This is a genomic window from uncultured Mucilaginibacter sp. (assembly GCF_937859865.1).
Taxonomy (GTDB): domain Bacteria; phylum Bacteroidota; class Bacteroidia; order Sphingobacteriales; family Sphingobacteriaceae; genus Mucilaginibacter_A.
Genome location: NZ_CALMAT010000007.1, coordinates 27,877 through 45,181 on the forward strand (window position 1 = coordinate 27,877; position 17,305 = coordinate 45,181).

15 protein-coding genes and 2 pseudogenes are annotated in these 17,305 nt (G+C 37.7%); 11 read left to right on the top strand and 6 right to left on the bottom strand.

The features are described from left to right. The first annotated feature begins 5 nt into the window (after nucleotides 1-5). The 9 genes from nuoK to Q0192_RS01075 all read left to right on the top strand — a co-directional run bounded on the left by nuoK (nucleotide 6) and on the right by Q0192_RS01075 (nucleotide 9,282). Nucleotides 6-335, top strand: coding sequence for an NADH-quinone oxidoreductase subunit NuoK (gene nuoK / locus Q0192_RS01035; protein ID WP_299284763.1), 330 nt, complete (start codon nucleotides 6-8; stop codon nucleotides 333-335). A 31-nt stretch (nucleotides 336-366) separates the two neighbouring features. Next, nucleotides 367-2,271, top strand: a complete 1,905-nt coding sequence (gene nuoL, locus Q0192_RS01040; RefSeq protein WP_299284803.1) for an NADH-quinone oxidoreductase subunit L — start codon at nucleotides 367-369, stop codon at nucleotides 2,269-2,271. 19 nt (nucleotides 2,272-2,290) lie between these two features. Next, nucleotides 2,291-3,751, top strand: coding sequence for an NADH-quinone oxidoreductase subunit M (locus tag Q0192_RS01045; RefSeq protein ID WP_299284766.1), 1,461 nt, complete (start codon nucleotides 2,291-2,293; stop codon nucleotides 3,749-3,751). 3 nt (nucleotides 3,752-3,754) lie between these two features. Continuing rightward, a complete protein-coding gene (locus Q0192_RS01050; protein ID WP_299284769.1) occupies nucleotides 3,755-5,134 on the top strand; it encodes an NADH-quinone oxidoreductase subunit N in 1,380 nt (459 codons plus the stop codon). Between the two features lie 216 nt (nucleotides 5,135-5,350). Next, nucleotides 5,351-6,001: a VTT domain-containing protein gene (locus Q0192_RS01055; RefSeq protein ID WP_299284772.1), complete on the top strand. Its 651-nt coding sequence runs from the start codon at nucleotides 5,351-5,353 to the stop codon at nucleotides 5,999-6,001. 25 nt (nucleotides 6,002-6,026) lie between these two features. Beyond that, nucleotides 6,027-6,584: an inorganic diphosphatase gene (locus tag Q0192_RS01060; protein WP_299284775.1), complete on the top strand. Its 558-nt coding sequence runs from the start codon at nucleotides 6,027-6,029 to the stop codon at nucleotides 6,582-6,584. Then, on the top strand, nucleotides 6,584-7,924 hold the full coding sequence (locus tag Q0192_RS01065) for a hemolysin family protein (RefSeq protein ID WP_299284778.1): 1,341 nt from the start codon (nucleotides 6,584-6,586) through the stop codon (nucleotides 7,922-7,924). The genes Q0192_RS01060 and Q0192_RS01065 overlap by 1 nt, the downstream gene beginning before the upstream one ends. A gap of 12 nt (nucleotides 7,925-7,936) precedes the next feature. Then, nucleotides 7,937-8,638, top strand: coding sequence for a 16S rRNA (uracil(1498)-N(3))-methyltransferase (locus tag Q0192_RS01070; protein ID WP_299284781.1), 702 nt, complete (start codon nucleotides 7,937-7,939; stop codon nucleotides 8,636-8,638). Next, complete coding sequence (locus tag Q0192_RS01075; protein WP_299284784.1) at nucleotides 8,635-9,282, top strand: DUF4159 domain-containing protein; 648 nt, start codon at nucleotides 8,635-8,637, stop codon at nucleotides 9,280-9,282. The genes Q0192_RS01070 and Q0192_RS01075 overlap by 4 nt, the downstream gene beginning before the upstream one ends. Before the next feature lie 403 nt (nucleotides 9,283-9,685). Here the strand turns inward: Q0192_RS01075 and Q0192_RS01080 are convergent, their stop codons facing one another. From Q0192_RS01080 to Q0192_RS01100, 6 genes and pseudogenes are all read right to left on the bottom strand, one after another. Beyond that, complete coding sequence (locus Q0192_RS01080; RefSeq protein ID WP_299284787.1) at nucleotides 9,686-10,072, bottom strand: response regulator; 387 nt, start codon at nucleotides 10,070-10,072, stop codon at nucleotides 9,686-9,688. Nucleotides 10,073-10,076: 4 nt separating this feature from the next. After that, the gene (locus Q0192_RS01085) at nucleotides 10,077-11,168 is read right to left on the bottom strand and encodes a hybrid sensor histidine kinase/response regulator (protein WP_299284790.1); all 1,092 of its coding nucleotides are present in this window, start codon (nucleotides 11,166-11,168) and stop codon (nucleotides 10,077-10,079) included. After that, nucleotides 11,152-12,090 (bottom strand): ATP-binding protein, encoded by a 939-nt coding sequence (locus Q0192_RS01090; protein WP_299284792.1) that lies wholly within the window; start codon nucleotides 12,088-12,090, stop codon nucleotides 11,152-11,154. The genes Q0192_RS01085 and Q0192_RS01090 overlap by 17 nt, the downstream gene beginning before the upstream one ends. A 108-nt stretch (nucleotides 12,091-12,198) precedes the next feature. Further along, nucleotides 12,199-13,314, bottom strand: a pseudogene (locus tag Q0192_RS18700) (7TM diverse intracellular signaling domain-containing protein); the annotation flags it as partial. Then, a complete protein-coding gene (locus tag Q0192_RS01095) occupies nucleotides 13,315-14,010 on the bottom strand; it encodes a hypothetical protein (RefSeq protein WP_299284795.1) in 696 nt (231 codons plus the stop codon). It abuts the pseudogene before it with no gap. Between the two features lie 11 nt (nucleotides 14,011-14,021). Continuing rightward, on the bottom strand, nucleotides 14,022-16,334 hold the full coding sequence (locus Q0192_RS01100) for an Rv1355c family protein (protein ID WP_299284798.1): 2,313 nt from the start codon (nucleotides 16,332-16,334) through the stop codon (nucleotides 14,022-14,024). A gap of 93 nt (nucleotides 16,335-16,427) precedes the next feature. Between Q0192_RS01100 and Q0192_RS01105 the strand changes: the two genes are divergently transcribed. Together Q0192_RS01105 and Q0192_RS01110 are read left to right on the top strand one after the other, a co-directional pair. Continuing rightward, entirely contained in the window at nucleotides 16,428-16,892 is a 465-nt protein-coding gene (locus Q0192_RS01105) for a response regulator (protein ID WP_299284800.1), read from the top strand. A gap of 137 nt (nucleotides 16,893-17,029) precedes the next feature. Beyond that, nucleotides 17,030-17,305, top strand: a pseudogene (locus tag Q0192_RS01110) (S9 family peptidase); the annotation flags it as partial.

The window sequence follows — 17,305 nt, forward strand, 5'->3', positions numbered from 1 at the left end:
CTACGATGCAACATATATCCAACGCCATCCAAACCATTCCGCTTAACCATTACATTTTATTAAGCGCCATTATTTTTTCCATTGGTGTCATGGGTGTTTTGATCCGAAGAAACGCGATCGTCATTTTTATGTCGGTTGAGTTGATGCTGAACTCGGTAAACTTACTGCTCACCGTTTTTTCTATTTACAGAAACGACGCAGCCGGGCAAGTTTTTGTGTTTTTTGTGATGGCTTTGGCCGCAGCAGAAGTAGCTGTTGGATTAGCAATCATCGTAATGATCTATCGCAACACCAACACCATTGATATTAATGTTTTGAACAGGTTAAAATGGTAATAACTTTTAGAAATCAAAACGTATTGGCATGATCAGTAATTACATTTGGTTAATCCCAATACTTCCTTTAGCTGGCTTTATTATTAATGGTTTAGGCCGAAATACATTACCCAAAAACCTGGTTGGTTTGCTGGGGAGTTTGGTCGTCCTGATTCCGTTCATCCTGAGCGTGATACTGTTTTTACAGGTAAAAAATTTAGGTCAGCCTATTAATGTTACTTATTTTGAATGGATCAAAGCCGGAAAATTATCCATTCCTTTTTCATTCCTGGTTGATCAGTTAAGCTCCTTAATGCTGTTGATTATTACCGGCGTTGGTTTTTTAATCCATGTTTATTCCATTGGTTATATGCACGATGATGCAGGTTTCGGAAAGTTTTTTGCTTACCTCAATCTGTTTATTTTCTTCATGTTGCTACTGGTTCTTGGCTCAAACTACATCATTTTATTTATTGGTTGGGAAGGCGTGGGGCTTTGTTCTTACCTGCTCATTGGTTTCTGGTTTACCAATCCGGATTATGCCGATGCCGCCAAAAAAGCGTTTGTAATGAACCGCATCGGAGATTTAGGTTTCCTGATCGCCATTTTTGTGATGATCGCTACTTTCGGCAGTGCTTCTTTTACCGATGTTTTTTCTAAAGCAGCAACTTTAAATATCGGCAATCCAACTTTAGTTTTGATCACGATTTTGCTGTTTATTGGCGCAACCGGAAAATCGGCACAAATACCTTTATTTACTTGGCTGCCCGATGCCATGGCTGGCCCAACGCCAGTTTCTGCTTTAATCCACGCAGCAACAATGGTTACGGCCGGTATTTATATGATCGTTCGGTCTAATGTGTTATTTACGTTGGCACCTTTTACGCAGCATTTAATAGCGGTTATCGGTTTGGCAACCATTCTTTTGGCAGCCATTATTGCTGTTGCCCAAACGGATATTAAAAAAGTGCTGGCTTACTCGACGGTTTCGCAGTTGGGTTACATGTTTTTAGGATTGGGCGTTGGCGCTTACACGGGTGCTTTTTTCCATGTCATCACCCATGCTTTTTTTAAGGCACTTTTATTCTTGTGTGCCGGTTCGGTCATCCACGCGGTAAGCGGTGAGCAGGACATGCGCAATATGGGCGGCTTGCGCAAAAAGCTTCCTGTTACTTTTATCACGATGTTGATTGGCGCAATTGCCATTTCCGGTATTCCGCCATTTTCAGGGTTTTTCTCCAAAGACGAAATCCTGGCGCATGTATTTGAATATAGCAAAACGATGTATGTTTTAGGTGTGATGGGCTCCATGTTTACCGCTTTTTATATGTTCAGGCTGATTTATTTAACTTTCTTCGGAAAATTCCGCGGCACGCATGAGCAGGAACACCATCTGCACGAATCACCTTCTTCCATGACTATTCCGTTAATCGTGCTCGCCATTCTTTCTATAGTTGGCGGATTTATCGGCATCCCAGAAACTTTGGGCGGAAATCATTGGCTGGAACATTTTCTTTCGCCCATTTTTGCTTCAACCGCTGCACAAACTACAGAATTTCATATGGAACACCAGTCGGAATTAATCCTGATGGCTGTTTCTGTTACCGGTGCTATTCTGGCCATCATTTATGCTTTTATAAAATATGGCAAAGGCGGCAATATTCCGGTTGAAGAAGACGGAGAACGTACCCCAATTACTGCTTTGGCTTACCATAAGTTTTATATTGATGAACTGTACGATTTGATCATCCGCAAACCTTTGGATGTAGCATCAAAGTTTTTTTATAAAGTTGTTGATTTGAAAATAATAGACGGATTTGTAAACGGTTTGGGAAAAGTTTCGGTAGAAAGCAGCAAAGGCCTGCGTTTGCTGCAAACCGGAAATGTCGGTTTTTATATTTTCGTAATGGTAATCGGTATCATTGCCATGATGGCTTATAGTTTATTCAAAATTTAACAGCTTGCAAGATTAAGATATGACGGTTATTCTACTCTTTTTACCTCTTTTTGCAGCGTTGCTATTGTTATTGTTTAAAGGCGATAACGCTAAAAATATTGCCCTGTTTTTTGCCCTGGCCGAACTAATTGTTGCCGCAATTATGGTTTCCGGTTTTCATGCCGATGCCACTTCTCAATACGTAATTGATTATCCCTGGATTGCAGATTGGGGAATCCATTTTAAAGCCGGCGTTGATGGCATTAGTCTGGTTATGGTTATCCTGACTACTGTTTTAGTGCCGCTGATTATCCTTTCAACTTTCAAACATCGGTACAGTAATCCTTCCGCTTTTTACGCATTGATCCTGTTTATGCAAACCGGTTTGCTGTTGGTTTTTACAGCGATGGATGCTTTTCTGTTTTACGTCGGTTGGGAAACGGCGCTGATTCCGATCTATTTTATTTGTGCTTTGTGGGGCGGAGGAAACCGGGTTAAAGTAACCATCAAGTTTTTCATCTATACGTTCGCCGGTTCGCTTTTTATGCTGCTCGGTATTATTTATATGTACCTGCAAACACCTGGTAAAACTTTTGATATCCAGGCTTTTTATCACCTCAACCTTGATGCCTATCACCAAAGCTGGATATTCTGGGCTTTCTTTATTGCTTTTGCCATCAAAATGCCGGTTTTCCCTTTTCATACCTGGCAACCTGATACCTACACTACGGCACCAACAGGAGGAACAATGATGCTTTCGGGTATTATGCTGAAAATGGGGATTTACGGCGTGATCCGCTGGCTCATTCCAATCGCGCCCCTTGGGTTTGTACAATGGCAAAGTACGGCCATTATTCTTGCTGTTATCGGGATTGTTTATGCTTCACTGATCGCTTTTAACCAAAAAGACGGCAAACGCTTAATTGCTTATTCTTCCATTGCACACGTCGGCCTGATTGCCGCCGGCATTTTTGCCTGGAACATGCAAGGCGTGCAAGGTGCGGTCATCCAAATGTTGAGCCACGGAATTAATGTGGTCGGTTTGTTTTTTGTAATGGATATCATCAGCAGAAGGATCAACACACGCGATATTAGCCAAATGGGTGGTATTGCCAAAAGTGCACCTTTTCTCGCTGCTTCTTTTATCATTATAATTATGGGCACGGTTGCGCTCCCTTTAACCAATGGCTTTATCGGCGAGTTTTTGCTCATGAACAGCATCTATCAATACAATATCTGGCTGGTTGCCGTTGCCGGGTTGACGATTATTTTCGGTGCCGTTTACATGTTAAGAATGTATAAACAGGTGATGCAGGGCGAAACCACTGCACTTACGGCTCCTTTTACCGATGTTTCCGGTTCAGAAAAAGTTGTTTTAATCACCATTTGTGCTTTAATCATCATCATCGGTATTTATCCGCAACCAATATTACACCTTTCGGAAGCAAGCGTGGGCAACCTGATCGAACAAGTAAATCAAAAATTAATATCAGCTAAATAAAAAATGGGTAGTTTAATTACAGTTTCTGTTTTAGCCATTGTTGTTTTGTATTTGGGATTATATGGTGCAAACAAAGCATTGCTGCCGGTTACGGTAGTTGGTTTGTTGGTAGCCGCCGGATTGGCTGCCATGCAATGGAACACAATTGCCCAACCTCAGTACAGCGGAATGGTTTTGTTTGACCATTATGCCATTGCTTTTTCGGTGATTTGTATTCTTTCTACCGTGCTGATTATTCTCCTTTCCAAAAACTATTTTGAAAGGATCAGTGTGCATGTGGCAGAATATTATGCCATCATTTTATTTTCGTTAGCCGGAATTTTGGTGATGGTTTCGTACCACAATTTAACGATGCTGTTTATAGGCATCGAAATTATGTCGGTAAGCCTGTATATTCTGGCGGGTATTAAAAAGCGGGATTTTGGATCAAACGAAGCCGCGATGAAATATTTTTTGATGGGCGCTTTTTCTACCGGTTTCCTGTTGTTTGGTATTGCTTTGATTTACGGCACAACCGGTTCTTTTGATTTGGAAGTCATACGTGACTACATTTTATCCAACCCGCGCGATATTTCTTTTTTGTTCTACACAGGAATTTTACTGATTATCGTAGGCTTATGTTTTAAAGTTGGCGCCGCGCCGTTTCATTTTTGGACACCAGATGTGTACGAAGGTTCGCCAACGCTGATTACCGCTTATATGGCAACCGTGGTTAAAACAGCAGGTTTTGCTGCATTTCTGCGTTTGTTTGCCGTTTGCTTTGCGCCATTAGCCGATTTCTGGACACCTTCGCTTTTAATCATTACGATTATTACTTTGTTTATCGGCAATATTACGGCCTTGTATCAGCATAACTTTAAACGGATGCTGGCTTTTTCCAGCATTTCGCATGTGGGTTATATGTTGTTTGCCATTGTTGCTTTGGGCGTTGCTTCCAGCAATGCGGTTTTTGTTTACGCCACGGCTTATTCCATTGCTTCCATCATCGCTTTTGGTGTGTTGATGCTGGTGCAGCAGCAAACCGGAAACAGCAGTTTTGACAACTTTAACGGCTTGGGAAAAACCAACCCTTTCCTGGCTTTAGTGCTTACCATTTCCATGCTTTCTTTGGCGGGCATTCCTTTAACGGCCGGTTTTATCGGCAAGTTTTTTATGTTTTCCAGGGCATTGTCGCAGTACCAGGTTTGGCTTACAGTGCTGGCCGTTATCAATGCCATCATTTCAATTTTCTATTATTTTAGGGTGATTATTGCCATGTACTTTCATCAGGAAGAACGTAATTCCATCAACATTCCGGCAAATGTTGGCTTTGTGTTGGGGTTCGCTGCTTTGGCCACCATTATTATCGGCATCTTTCCGGGTATCATTGCCCATTTAATTTAAGGCAGAATTGTTTATGCCAGAAAAAATTGCCCATGCTTCTTTTACCCTATAAAAATTGGTGCCTGTATCAATTTAAATAAAACCAAAACTTTGCCAATTTTTAGATGATAAAAGAAGCATGATGGTTGTTAGGTAAACTTTAAACAGGCTATTAGCTTTGGCAGCTAAAACTGCAATTAATTTAATAATTTGTAATTTTGCAAATTAACATTGCGAATGAAAGAAATCTGGGAACATTTATCAAACTTAGTGGATGCAGAAGCAATCATCAGCAAGGGCGGAATTTACCTGGTCTTTTTTATTGTTTTTGCAGAAACCGGTTTGTTCTTTGGGTTTTTTCTGCCAGGTGATTACTTGCTGTTTTTAGCAGGCATTTTTTGTGCCACCGGTTTGCTGGAGGTTTCCATTTACCATTTACTGGCCACCTTGTTTCTGGCCGGCGTACTGGGCAATTATGTAGGTTACTGGTTTGGGCGCAGCACCGGCCGAAGGTTGTTTAACCGCGAAGACTCCTTTTTCTTTAAAAAGCGCTACGTTTACATGGCCGAAGACTTTTTTAAAAAATATGGCGGTATGGCCCTTGTTTTTGGCCGCTTTTTTCCGATAATCCGAACTTTTGCACCTATCTTTGCGGGTGTTGCAAAAGTCAGTTTTCAAAAATTCACGCTTTTTAATTTGTTGGGGAGCTTTTTTTGGGTGATGCTGCTCACATTGCTTGGCTTTTTCCTGGGCATAAAATTCCCTGGAATTGTTCATTATATGCCCTATATTATTGTCGGCTTGATTGCTTTTACGGCAACGCCTATCGTAATTGCCTATTTTAAATCAGCAAAAAACAATTTTGGCCAAAACGACTTACCAAACTGAAAATAAATATAAAACACAATTGATTATGACTCCAGAACATTCTTGGCATAGCATTCCGCCTGGCGAAGGTAATAACTCTCCTAAAATTGTTAATGCAATTATCGAAATCCCAAAAGGCTCTAAATGTAAATACGAAATAGATAAAGATTACGGCCTGCTCCGATTAGACCGCGTGCTGTTCTCCTCGGTAATGTACCCGGCCAATTATGGTTTTATCCCGCAAACTTATTGTGATGATAATGATCCGTTAGATATTTTGGTCATCTGTTCGCAGGAAGTGGTGCCGATGTGTTTGCTCGAAGCCAAAGTAATCGGTGTAATGCACATGGTAGACAAAGGCGAACGCGACGATAAAATTATTGCTGTTGCCGCCAAAGATATGTCGGTAAACTATATCAATGATATTTTAGACCTTCCGCCGCACACCGAAGCAGAAATTACGCGTTTTTTTGAAGATTATAAAAAATTGGAACACAGTAACGCCGTTACAGTCGAGCAATTTGAAGGTAAAGATGCAGCTTACCGGATAATTGAAGAAAGTATCGAGCTGTACAAAGCAACGTTCCAGAAAGAAATTATTTAATGGGTCCCGATCTTGACATTAGCGGTTTTCATGCCTTCTTAACTGTTTTTTTAGTATTCCTAAACGGTTTTTTTGTTGCTGCCGAATTTGCAATTGTTAAGGTACGGTCTTCTCAAATTGAAGTCCAGGCAAAAACCGGCAGCCAGGTAGCCAAAATAACCAAAAGTATCATTCATCACTTGGATGAATACCTGGCCGCCACGCAATTGGGGATTACGCTTGCCTCATTAGGCTTGGGTTGGGTAGGTGAGGAGGTAATGAAAAAGCTGGTTTTTAGCTTATTTGGCTTTTTACATGTTTCTATATCAGGTGCTTTTGCGCAAAATCTCGGCTACTTTTTAGCCTTTTTAATTATTACGGTCATGCATATTGTTTTTGGCGAATTGGCGCCAAAAACTTTTGCCATACAGCAGCCTGTCCGTACCAGTTTGTTTGTTGCTTTGCCATTGCGTTTTTTCTATGTGGTTTTCCGGCCGTTTATCTGGTTGCTGAACGGTTTTGCCAATGGGATTTTAAAACTGTTTGGGATAGAAAATGTAAGCACAAACGAAGCACACCACAGTTCGGAAGAGCTGCAGTATCTATTAGACCAGGGCAAAGAAAGCGGCGCTTTGGATTCTACCGAGCATGAACTAATTAAAAACGTGTTTGATTTTAACGAGCGGGTTGTTAAAAATATCATGGTTCCGAGGACAAAAATATCCGGTGTAGAACTGCACTTAAACAAAGATGAACTGTTAAACCGGATCATCAAAGAAGGCTATTCCAGGATGCCGGTTTATGATGACACGATGGACAAGATCGTAGGCATTGTGCAAGCAAAGGATATTTTGCCGCTGCTGGTTAACCAAACCGAATTCAACTTAAGCGATATCATCCGTAAACCCTACTTCATCCCCGAAACCAAAAGGATTAATGACTTGATGGCCGAGCTTCAGCTAAGGCGCATCCAGATTGCTATTGTTTTAGATGAATTTGGTGGCACTGCCGGTATGGTTACCATGGAAGACATTGTGGAAGAGATTGTAGGGGAGATACAGGATGAATATGATGAGGAAAAACCAATTGTAGAGCAAATTACTTCGACGGAGTTTGTGGTGAACGCTTTGGCCAGTATTTATGATGTGAACGGGCAATTGCCGCACGACCTGCCTGAAGACGGCGATTTTGATACTGTTTCCGGCTGGCTGGGTGATATTTTTGGCAAAATCCCGGAAGTGGGCGAGCAAAAGGAAGCCAACGGCTACAACATTACTGTTTTAAAAAAATCAGACCAGAACATCGAATCGGTTAAGTTGGAATTGTTGCTGAACGAGGAAGACGTAATTGATAACCATTAATTGCTTTGTTACATGTACTTGTTTTATGCCCCTGGTTTAGATCTGCAGGATTGCTTTTTAAATGAGGAAGAAAGCAGGCATTGCTGTAAAGTTTTGCGTTTGCAAAAAGAAGGTACAATTGAAGTAATTGATGGGAAAGGCAATTTCTATCATGCTAAGATTACGGACGCTAACCCTAAAAAAACCCGTTTTACCATTTTACAAACACAGCATGAATTTGGCAAGCGAAATCATTATCTGCACATGGTCATTGCGCCAACCAAAAATATCGAACGGCTGGAATGGTTTGTAGAAAAAGCAACCGAAATTGGCATTGACGAGATTACGCCCATTCTTTGCCAACGTTCAGAACGTAAAACCATCAACCACGAAAGGCTGAACAAGGTAATCACTTCCGCAGTAAAACAATCGCTTAAAGCATATCACCCCAAATTAAACTCGCTGACTGATTTATCAACTTTGATAAACGTGCCAGCAAATGCCCAAAAATGGATGGCACATTGTATGGACACCGAAAAAGTACCGATAAAAGAAGCATTGCGGCCGCAGCAAAACTATTTAATTTTGATTGGCCCGGAAGGCGATTTTTCTCCGCAGGAAATTGATTTCGCTTTAAAAAACCAATATCAGGCCATAACTTTAGGCAACAGCCGTTTAAGAACAGAAACGGCTGCACTGGAAGCCTGTTTTGAAGTCAACTTTTTAAACCGATGATAAAATACCTGCTCATTTGTTTTTTGTCTTTGTTGAGTTTTACAGAACCAACTTACAAAATTGCTAAAATAAAATACAATGGCGGCGGCGATTGGTACGGTGACAGGACTGCTTTGACCAACCTGATTAAATTTTGCAACGACAACCTGAAAACCAATATTAAGCCCGAAGAAGATGTAGTAGAAGTGGGCAGTGAAACTTTGTTCAATTATCCGTTTGTGTTTTTGACCGGGCACGGAAACGTTGTTTTTTCTGCACAGGAAGTTAAAAACCTGCGCAAATATTTAACAGGTGGCGGTTTTTTGCACATTGACGATAATTACGGTTTGAACGAATTTATCCGTCCGCAAATGAAAAAGGTTTTCCCCGAACTGGATTTTGTAGAACTGCCGGCCAACCATCCCATTTTTCACCAGAAATTTGCTTTCCCAAATGGCTTGCCCAAAATACACGAACATGACGGTAAAAGGCCGCAAGGGTTTGGGCTGATCTACAAAGGCCGTTTGGTTTGTTTTTATACTTACGAATGCGACCTGGGCAACGGTTGGGAAGATTTTGGAACTTATGCAGGAGATACGCAGGAAAGCCGCTTAAAAGCTTTGAAAATGGGCGCCAACCTTATTCAATATGCTTTAACACAATAAGTTTTTTTGTATTAGGTTAGTTTGATAGCAGATGTCAGAGATACATGCTTCTTTTACCGGTATAAATTTAGTGCCTGTTTAAACTTCACTTATTTAGATTTCCATGCTTCTTTTACCATATAAAATTGGTGATTGCAACAACTTGTACAAATTAAAAATCAAGGGCTTGCCAATTTTTAGGTGATAAAAGAAGCATGGCCAAACCTTTTGTACAAATTAAAATAAACCTTTAATGTTTTTGGTAACTTTAAAAATAAGGCTTGAGATTGTAAAATAAGGTATTGTACTAATTGTTGGTAAGATTAAAGGAGCAAAACTTATTTTTTTAATCTTGGATAATTGTTTGAATGGTTGTAAAGTTAATTGTTATCCAAGTAAAGCATCAACTATCAATTGTGCAAGTTTAGCTTGCCATCAGATCCAGTAAACTTTCTGTTTTGAGTGGCTTCTCTAAAAAGAACTTAACAGATTGGTAAGCACTGATCCTGTCGGTATATTGTTTGTTGATGGATGAAGTAAGTGCACAAATTAAATAATTGTCTTGGATGTTTTTTGGAAGGTTTTCAAAAGCTTCTACAAATTCAAAACCATCCATTAACGGCATGTAAATATCCAGGATGATGATGCTTTTGGTGGTGGCAACAGTATTTAAAACATAGTCAAAAGCTTCGTGCGGGCTTAAAAAAGATTGAATAGTAAAAGAAGCTTTTAATGTTTGCAGTCTTTTTTTAATCAGGTAACAATCTTCTTTGCTATCATCAATTATAATAAAGTTGGTAATATCCTGCATTTTATTATTTACTTGGAACTGTAATTACAAATGTTGTGCCTTTATTAAAAACAGAAGTTACAGAAATTTGGCCGCCTATTTTTGTAACGGCATCTTTAACATTGTACAAGCCAATGCCAGATCCAACTTCTTCTGCCGTGGCCCTAAAAAACATGTTAAAAATATCGCCCACAAATTTATCTTGTATGCCTATCCCGTTGTCTATTACTTGTATGGTAGCTGTCCCTATTTTTACTTTGATATCCAATTCAACATATTTGTCCGGTTTGTCTTTTTGCTGGTATTTAAATGCATTGGACAAAAGGTTGCTTAGGATAATTTTAAGCGACATGGTGTCGCTCCTAAAATTATCTTTTTGTTCTACTTTTGTAACAAAGTTTATATTTTTCATCTTGGTAGTTACCTTAAAGTTTTCTACCTGGTCTTTTATAATATCTGCAAAATTCACTTCTTCAATTTGCAGTTCACCTTGTTTTAAACTGTAATAATCATGGATGTTGAGGATAAAAGTGTCCAGCTTTTTAACTGATTTTTCCATCAGCCGCAGCATCTCTTTTATTTCGTCAATATTATCAATGTATTGCGCCACATCTGCGGCACCCATAATGCTCAGCAACGGCCCACGGAGGTCATGCGATACGCTATAGGCAAACTTTTCCAGTTCTTTATAGGCCTTTTCCAGCTCTGTGTTTTTTATAGAAAGCATAGAAGTAACCATGTAAAACTTGTTGGCCTGTTCGATACAAGATATGATATCCTCCGGAAGGTAAGGCTTCCTTAAATACCGAAAAATATTGCCGCGGTTGATCGAATCAATAACCGATTCTACATCGGTAAAACCGGTCAGCAGAATACGGACAGGCAGCGGATAAGTACGTTGGATTTCTACAAAAAAATCAACACCGCTGATGTCTGGCATGCGCTGGTCGCAAAAGAAAACACGGATGTCGGGGTTTTCTTTCAGGTGCTGGCGGGCCTCATCACTGTTAAGAGCTACCAAAATGGTATAATTTAACCTGAATGACGCTTTAAACCCAATCAGGTTTTGAGGCTCATCATCCAAATACAAAACTTTAATTTTATCCGTGCTGCTCACTTTGGTAGTCTTCTAATAGGTACTCGTCAAATATAAGGTGTAATTTTAATATAAAGGTTGTCCCTTCGCCTTCGGCCGAATTTATATAAATTTCGCCATGGTGTTTTTTAATCGTGTTGTACACGATGGACATGCCCAGGCCAGTACCTACACCCACGTTTTTGGTGGTAAAAAAAGGTTCAAATATTTTGTTCTTTGTCGCTTCGCTCATGCCGGTGCCGTTATCGGCAATGGTAATCAGCAAATATTTTTCATCGCAAGCGGTCGTTATTTCTAACACCCCGCCAGGCTCTTTGCCAAATTTTTCATCAATGGCATAGATTGCATTAGAGATAATGTTTAAAAATACCTGGTTCAGTTTGCCGGGAAAGCATTCGATCACCGGAATTTGGCCAAAGTTTCTGATTACCCGGATGTTTTTGCCGATGATATTGTTGGCAACCAACAACGTTGAGGCCAGGCCTTCGTTGATATCGGCTTTTTTAAGGTCGTCCTCGTCCAAGCGGGCAAATATTTTCAGCCCTTTTACAATTTCGGCCGTGCGCGAAGCGCCTTCGTGTATCCCGTTCAGCAATTGGCCGATCTCTAATTTCAGGTAGTCAAAATCAATTTCTTCTTTGTACTCGTCAATCTGCTGCTGCTTTTTGCTAACCGGTATTTCTGATAAACCTACGTTTTCCATCGTTTGGATGGCATCCACCAGCAGGTCAACATCGCGTTTCAAGGGTTCTATGTTGGCCGAAACAAAATTGATCGGGTTGTTGATCTCGTGGGCAATGCCCGCGGTAAGTTGCCCCAACGAAGCCATTTTTTCTGCTTCTACCAATTGTGTCTGGGCTTCTTTCAAATCAGTAAGGGTTTTGCTTAAATTTTTGTTTGTCTCTACCAGTTCAAATGTACGTTCTTCTACCTTGTGTTCCAAAATATTATTTTGGTTTTTTGCTGATTCGACTTTTTCTTGTGCGGTAACCAATGCCTGTGCCTGCAGTTCTTCTTTTTCTTTTTTGTAAGTGTTTATCTTATCTGCAAGGGCGAAAGATAGTAATGTTACTTCAATTGCAGAACCTATTAATATTGAATTACTGGTAAATGTACTATAAGCAAGTATACCAACATCTTTTAATATGTAGATTATAACTCCTACTAAAAAAAAACTCCACGATATATTTAAAAATAGTGCAGGTTTATAACCTTTTTTATAAACTATTAACCCAAATACTATTATTAGAATAGATTCAATTCCGTTTACAATCTGAAAAAGCTGTTGTGCTAAAATGTAAAAATTTAATAGAGCAAAAATAATTCCAATAATATCTGCAATTATTAAAACTTTACAGAGATTATAAAACAGAGGTGAGTTATATTTTGCATTTAAAAAGCTTGATGAAAATAACAAAGACACAATTCCGGACAAACCTATGATAATAATTTGAGCATGAATAATAATCCAAGTATTCTCTGGCCAAAGATATTTTCCAGCATAACCTTTCAAGCATGCTTGTGTTAATCCTATAACTGATATATATAGCACATAGAATAAATAATTGTTATCTTGAACTGTTAAATAAATAAACAGATTGTAAAAGAACATAACAAAAATTATCCCAATATAGATTCCAAATAAATATTGGTCAAAACTTATAGAATATAGTATATCATATTCTGAACCAATAGACATCGGAAGTTGTATAACACTATTGCTATAGGCTTTTAAAAAAAAAGTACGGGCGTTGTTACGAGGTATATAAACTTTAAAAATTGGAGTAGAGCTTTTAAATAACCTACTTGAAAAAGGAATATACTCACCGAGTTTTGTTGATGTTAGTTTCCCATTTTCTGGTTTATATAGCTCTAAAGAACTTATTGTACTGTTTAATATTTGAAAGAGTAAATTACTATCATCACTATTATTTTCAATGGTTATTTTAAACCAATAAACCGAAGTTGATAAACCAAAGTTTGGAGTTAGGCTTGTTGTTTTATAATTAAGATTTACTGCATCTTTAATTGTTAAAAATTTAGTTTTATCTTCATAAAATGAAACGTTTTTTATTTTCACAAAACCGATGTTTGCAAAAGACGGTTTTGTTATTAAACAAGTGCAATTTATAATTATTATTACAATAAGGCTTTTATGCTTACACATTTACATTTTTAAAATTAAATTATACTCAACTCTAATTTCACCTTTCGGGCCTTTTTCTATGTTGTGCATTATTCTTTTATAACACAAGTCATTAATAAAGTCACGACTTTCTTCTGTTGCGGTTTCAAGATTATTTATATCTTTAATAATCATTGCTGTTGCTATAAGATCTAATTTAGGGTAATTAAAAAATCCATCATTACCTAATGATCTTTCAATTACAAATCCAGATTTTGAACACATTTTTACAGTTGCAGGGGCACATAAAGCGATCATTGTTTTTAATCGTAAGATTCTTGCTAATGCAATTCCATTTCTTATTAAGAAATTACTACCTATTCCATATCCGGCAATTTCCCTCGAATTCCATAGTCCACATAATTCTGCTATAAAGTTATATTTATATTCATCAACAATATCATATATTCTTATATCAATCTGCTTAACAGCATCAATAATAGGTAACGGTAAATCATCATCTGCAATTTGTACTCTGGCACCACCAACTACTTTTCCGTCTTCTACAGATTCAACAAGTATAACGTAAGTATTTTTATGGTTCATCCATAATGCTTTATTGGATGTTATCATGGTTATACCATAAATTTCTAAAACCTTTCTATGGCCTTCTATAAATCGCAAACATGCTTCGGGTTCATCAATAGCTCTAAATACTCTAAATACGAGCGAATTCATTGATATGTTACTTATGAAAAGTAAATTTCACTCAAATTTAATCTTAATGACTTTATGTTTGGTTCGGTGGCATTAAAAAGTCGAAATAAAAACACCGGTACTTGATTAGAATTTAAGTTGAATATTGTATTAAATTCATTATATAACTCTCTAAATTGAACTTGTATATTTTCTGGCATATCAATGCCGTTACCTTGTATCAGTCTGGCAAAATGTAATACTGCTGCCAATGCTGGTTGCATAGCAATATGATGTTTACTTGCATTGAGCCAAATGCGTTGTGTAGCATGTCCTGCTAATAAACAATTCTCCGGAGTGAAATTTGGAATAGTGACTAATCCAACTGCAGAAGCTGTTGAAACAAGTTTTTTAGTCATATTTTCTAACGCCGCACCTTTATTCCAGGCACTTACCAGTTTTATAGCTTGTGAATCTTTTGCAACACGAAAACCGATTGCATCTTTTGCCTCAAGATCGAGTGTTCGAATATCCAAGCCATCCCTTGTACTTTCTGCACTTTCTTTAGTCCACCTTATTTCTTTTTCAAACAATTCGTAGTGTCCTTGTGGAATAAACATTCGTAATTTTTCTGCTTTTCCAGTTATTTCTGCAACTTTTTGCAATATATTATACTCAGTTATAAATGTTAAATCAACATCCTTTATATCAGCCACAGATGTTTTAAAATCATTAAGAATGTCATTGCTTAACGGCGAACTATCTCCTTTACGCCTATTTGTATAACGAACATTTAGAAAGCTTACCAAGTTATCTTTTGCAATGTTATCATCTTTAATAAATTGTAAAACAGCAACTAAAACATTATTTTCAGTTTCTTTTAGTGGGAAATGCTTTATTATGGTTTTAATTTTTAATTCTAATGCTTTCAATTCAATATTTTCAAGTGCGCCCCCAAGCGACATATAGGTAGCCATATAATTAAAATCGCCATAGGAAATTGAACGTTCTTCATCATTAAATAGAAATAGCTGTCTTCCATCAAAGAACCATTTCCAGGGTTGATTATTACCAGGTGATGGTGCAACAAGAGCTGCCTTCACCAAAGTTTCGATAATATCATTATCAATAACAGCATTATCAATCGTTTGATAAGCGACTTTACTAGCAAAGTCTCTCATCTTTTCTATAGTTAGTTTCTCAGTTTTATAATGAAAAAGTTTATCTTCTTGTTTAGGATCGCCTACCAACTCTTCAATATCAATAAAGTATCTACCAGATTGATGGAATTGATTTAAGAGAACTCTTCTGCATATGTCTGCTGTAATTCCACCACCCATCGTAACTGCGCTTGCAAGTTGTGGCCATGTTGAAATTGTTTGGCCTACTTCCACAGCAGACGCTTTCATTCTGGTGGATAATGTTTCTACCCCTGCAAAAGCTAAAAGGTACGGCAGTTTTTGTTCGTTGGTAGTTAATGTATGAAATTTTGAAACATCTAAATGTTGAATGTAACCATGTAATAATGGCCTGTCTGGTTCTAAATCAAATCTTTCTACATCCACAGTCCCTCTATCACTTGCTTCCATTAAAACAGGAATTGTATATTTTTTAGCAGCTATCCTACATTTAAGTTTTATATCAACTCCGTCGCATTCATCTATAAGGACATCTAATTTCCCGTTTTCTAACAAAAACTTATCTAAATTATTTTCAGTGATTCCTTCATGAAAGCAAGTAACATTTAAATACGGATCTATTTCGGCTATTTCCCTGGCTACTATTACAGTTTTTTTGATTTCTAAGTTATGTACGCCACTTCTAAGCCTGTTTAGGTTTGTTAATTCTAATTCATCAAAATCTGCGATTCTTAATTCTCCAAAGCATCTTTCCATTGCTAATGTTAAAGATACTGATTGACCTACAGAAAGACCTATTACGCCAATAATTTTTGATGATAAAGTTTTTCTTTCCTCATCTGTAATCTTATATTTATTTCTGCTTGTCCTTAAATCTATAAAATCTTTTTCGTCTAAAATGTGTACTAATTTTTCATTCCATGGATAATATACCCATGTCCCAAATTCTGATAGATCAACTCCCTTTAAAGTATATTCAATTTCTTTATCAATTTCATCTTTTTTTAAAGTTATATTCGGGTTTCTATTTTTTACTAATTCCTTTAATTGAGATAAAATACTGTCATAAATTTTTATATTGGTTTTTTCAAATAGTAATTTCAGCAATTCCTCTTTTTCATACTCATTAATTAGTTTAAAAAATTTTGGTCTGTATATGTCATTTTCACACAAATTTTTGTTGGTTTTTATAGCTATTATTTTTTTTAATTCGTTTAATGAATCCATAGTATGATTTCTTATTTAATTCGTTTATACGAGTAATGCAAATTATTGATTTAATTAATAGAAATATGATTTATATTAATTAAAATTTTCCTTATGGCTGAAAAAAAAATTAATATTTTATACGTGGACGATGAGATAAACAACCTTATCTCTTTTCGGGCGGTTTTCCGGACGAAATACCAGGTTTATACCACGCTGGATACAGACGAAGCAATGCAGATTTTGGAGCAAAACCCGGTCGAGATCGTGATTGCCGACCAGCGGATGCCCAAGCTGAACGGAAGCGAATTTTTGCAAAAAGTGGTGGAAAAATTCCCGGCGACAGTACGTATGTTACTAACCGGTTTTTCGGATATGGATGCTGTAATTGAGGCAGTTAACAAAGGAAAGATTTTTCATTACCTCACTAAACCTTGGAACGAAGACGAAATGGACCGGACCCTTAAACGGGCGTACGCCATTTACGAAGAAGCCCAAAATGTTAAAGAAATGAACGATAAACTGGCCGTGAGCAACGGACAGTTGGAGTTTTTGCTGCGGCAAAAACTGCTTTCTTAAACCAAAAAAAATTTACAAATAAATTGCAATCTAATGTTAATTTGTAGTTAACAGATTATATTAAAATTAAAATAAGCGGTATACTTCTTTTACTGCCTATTTTTCGTCCTTCTTAAAAAGCTAAACTTTCTTCCCAAATGCTATTTCAAAAATTTATAAAACTACTTTTTTTTACGCTTTCGGTCCTTTTTTTTAATTTTTTTGCCGCTTTTTCGCAGGGCAGTTTTGGCACGCAGTGGACCAAAGACGGCCAAAGTTATATGCACCAGCAAAACAGTTCTATCGTGCAAACGGACGTAAGCGACCCGACCAAAGAAATTATACTGGTAAACGAAGCATTGCTTACACCAAAAGGTAAAACGGCTCCGCTTGCCGTCCGGAGTTTTACTTTTTCTGATGACGGCAAAAAGGTA

Excerpts from the sequence above, each read along its gene's own strand:
- Q0192_RS01105 (WP_299284800.1), top strand. The coding sequence starts at position 16,428 with ATGGCTGAAAAAAAAATTAATATTTTATACGTGGACGATGAGATAAAC.
- Q0192_RS01065 (WP_299284778.1), top strand. The coding sequence starts at position 6,584 with ATGGGTCCCGATCTTGACATTAGCGGTTTTCATGCCTTCTTAACTGTT.
- Q0192_RS01080 (WP_299284787.1), bottom strand. The coding sequence starts at position 10,072 with ATGCAGGATATTACCAACTTTATTATAATTGATGATAGCAAAGAAGAT.
- Q0192_RS01095 (WP_299284795.1), bottom strand. The coding sequence starts at position 14,010 with ATGAATTCGCTCGTATTTAGAGTATTTAGAGCTATTGATGAACCCGAA.
- Q0192_RS01070 (WP_299284781.1), top strand. The coding sequence starts at position 7,937 with ATGTACTTGTTTTATGCCCCTGGTTTAGATCTGCAGGATTGCTTTTTA.
- Q0192_RS01075 (WP_299284784.1), top strand. The coding sequence starts at position 8,635 with ATGATAAAATACCTGCTCATTTGTTTTTTGTCTTTGTTGAGTTTTACA.
- Q0192_RS01060 (WP_299284775.1), top strand. The coding sequence starts at position 6,027 with ATGACTCCAGAACATTCTTGGCATAGCATTCCGCCTGGCGAAGGTAAT.
- Q0192_RS01055 (WP_299284772.1), top strand. The coding sequence starts at position 5,351 with ATGAAAGAAATCTGGGAACATTTATCAAACTTAGTGGATGCAGAAGCA.
- nuoK (WP_299284763.1), top strand. The coding sequence starts at position 6 with ATGCAACATATATCCAACGCCATCCAAACCATTCCGCTTAACCATTAC.
- Q0192_RS01050 (WP_299284769.1), top strand. The coding sequence starts at position 3,755 with ATGGGTAGTTTAATTACAGTTTCTGTTTTAGCCATTGTTGTTTTGTAT.
- Q0192_RS01100 (WP_299284798.1), bottom strand. The coding sequence starts at position 16,334 with ATGGATTCATTAAACGAATTAAAAAAAATAATAGCTATAAAAACCAAC.
- Q0192_RS01045 (WP_299284766.1), top strand. The coding sequence starts at position 2,291 with ATGACGGTTATTCTACTCTTTTTACCTCTTTTTGCAGCGTTGCTATTG.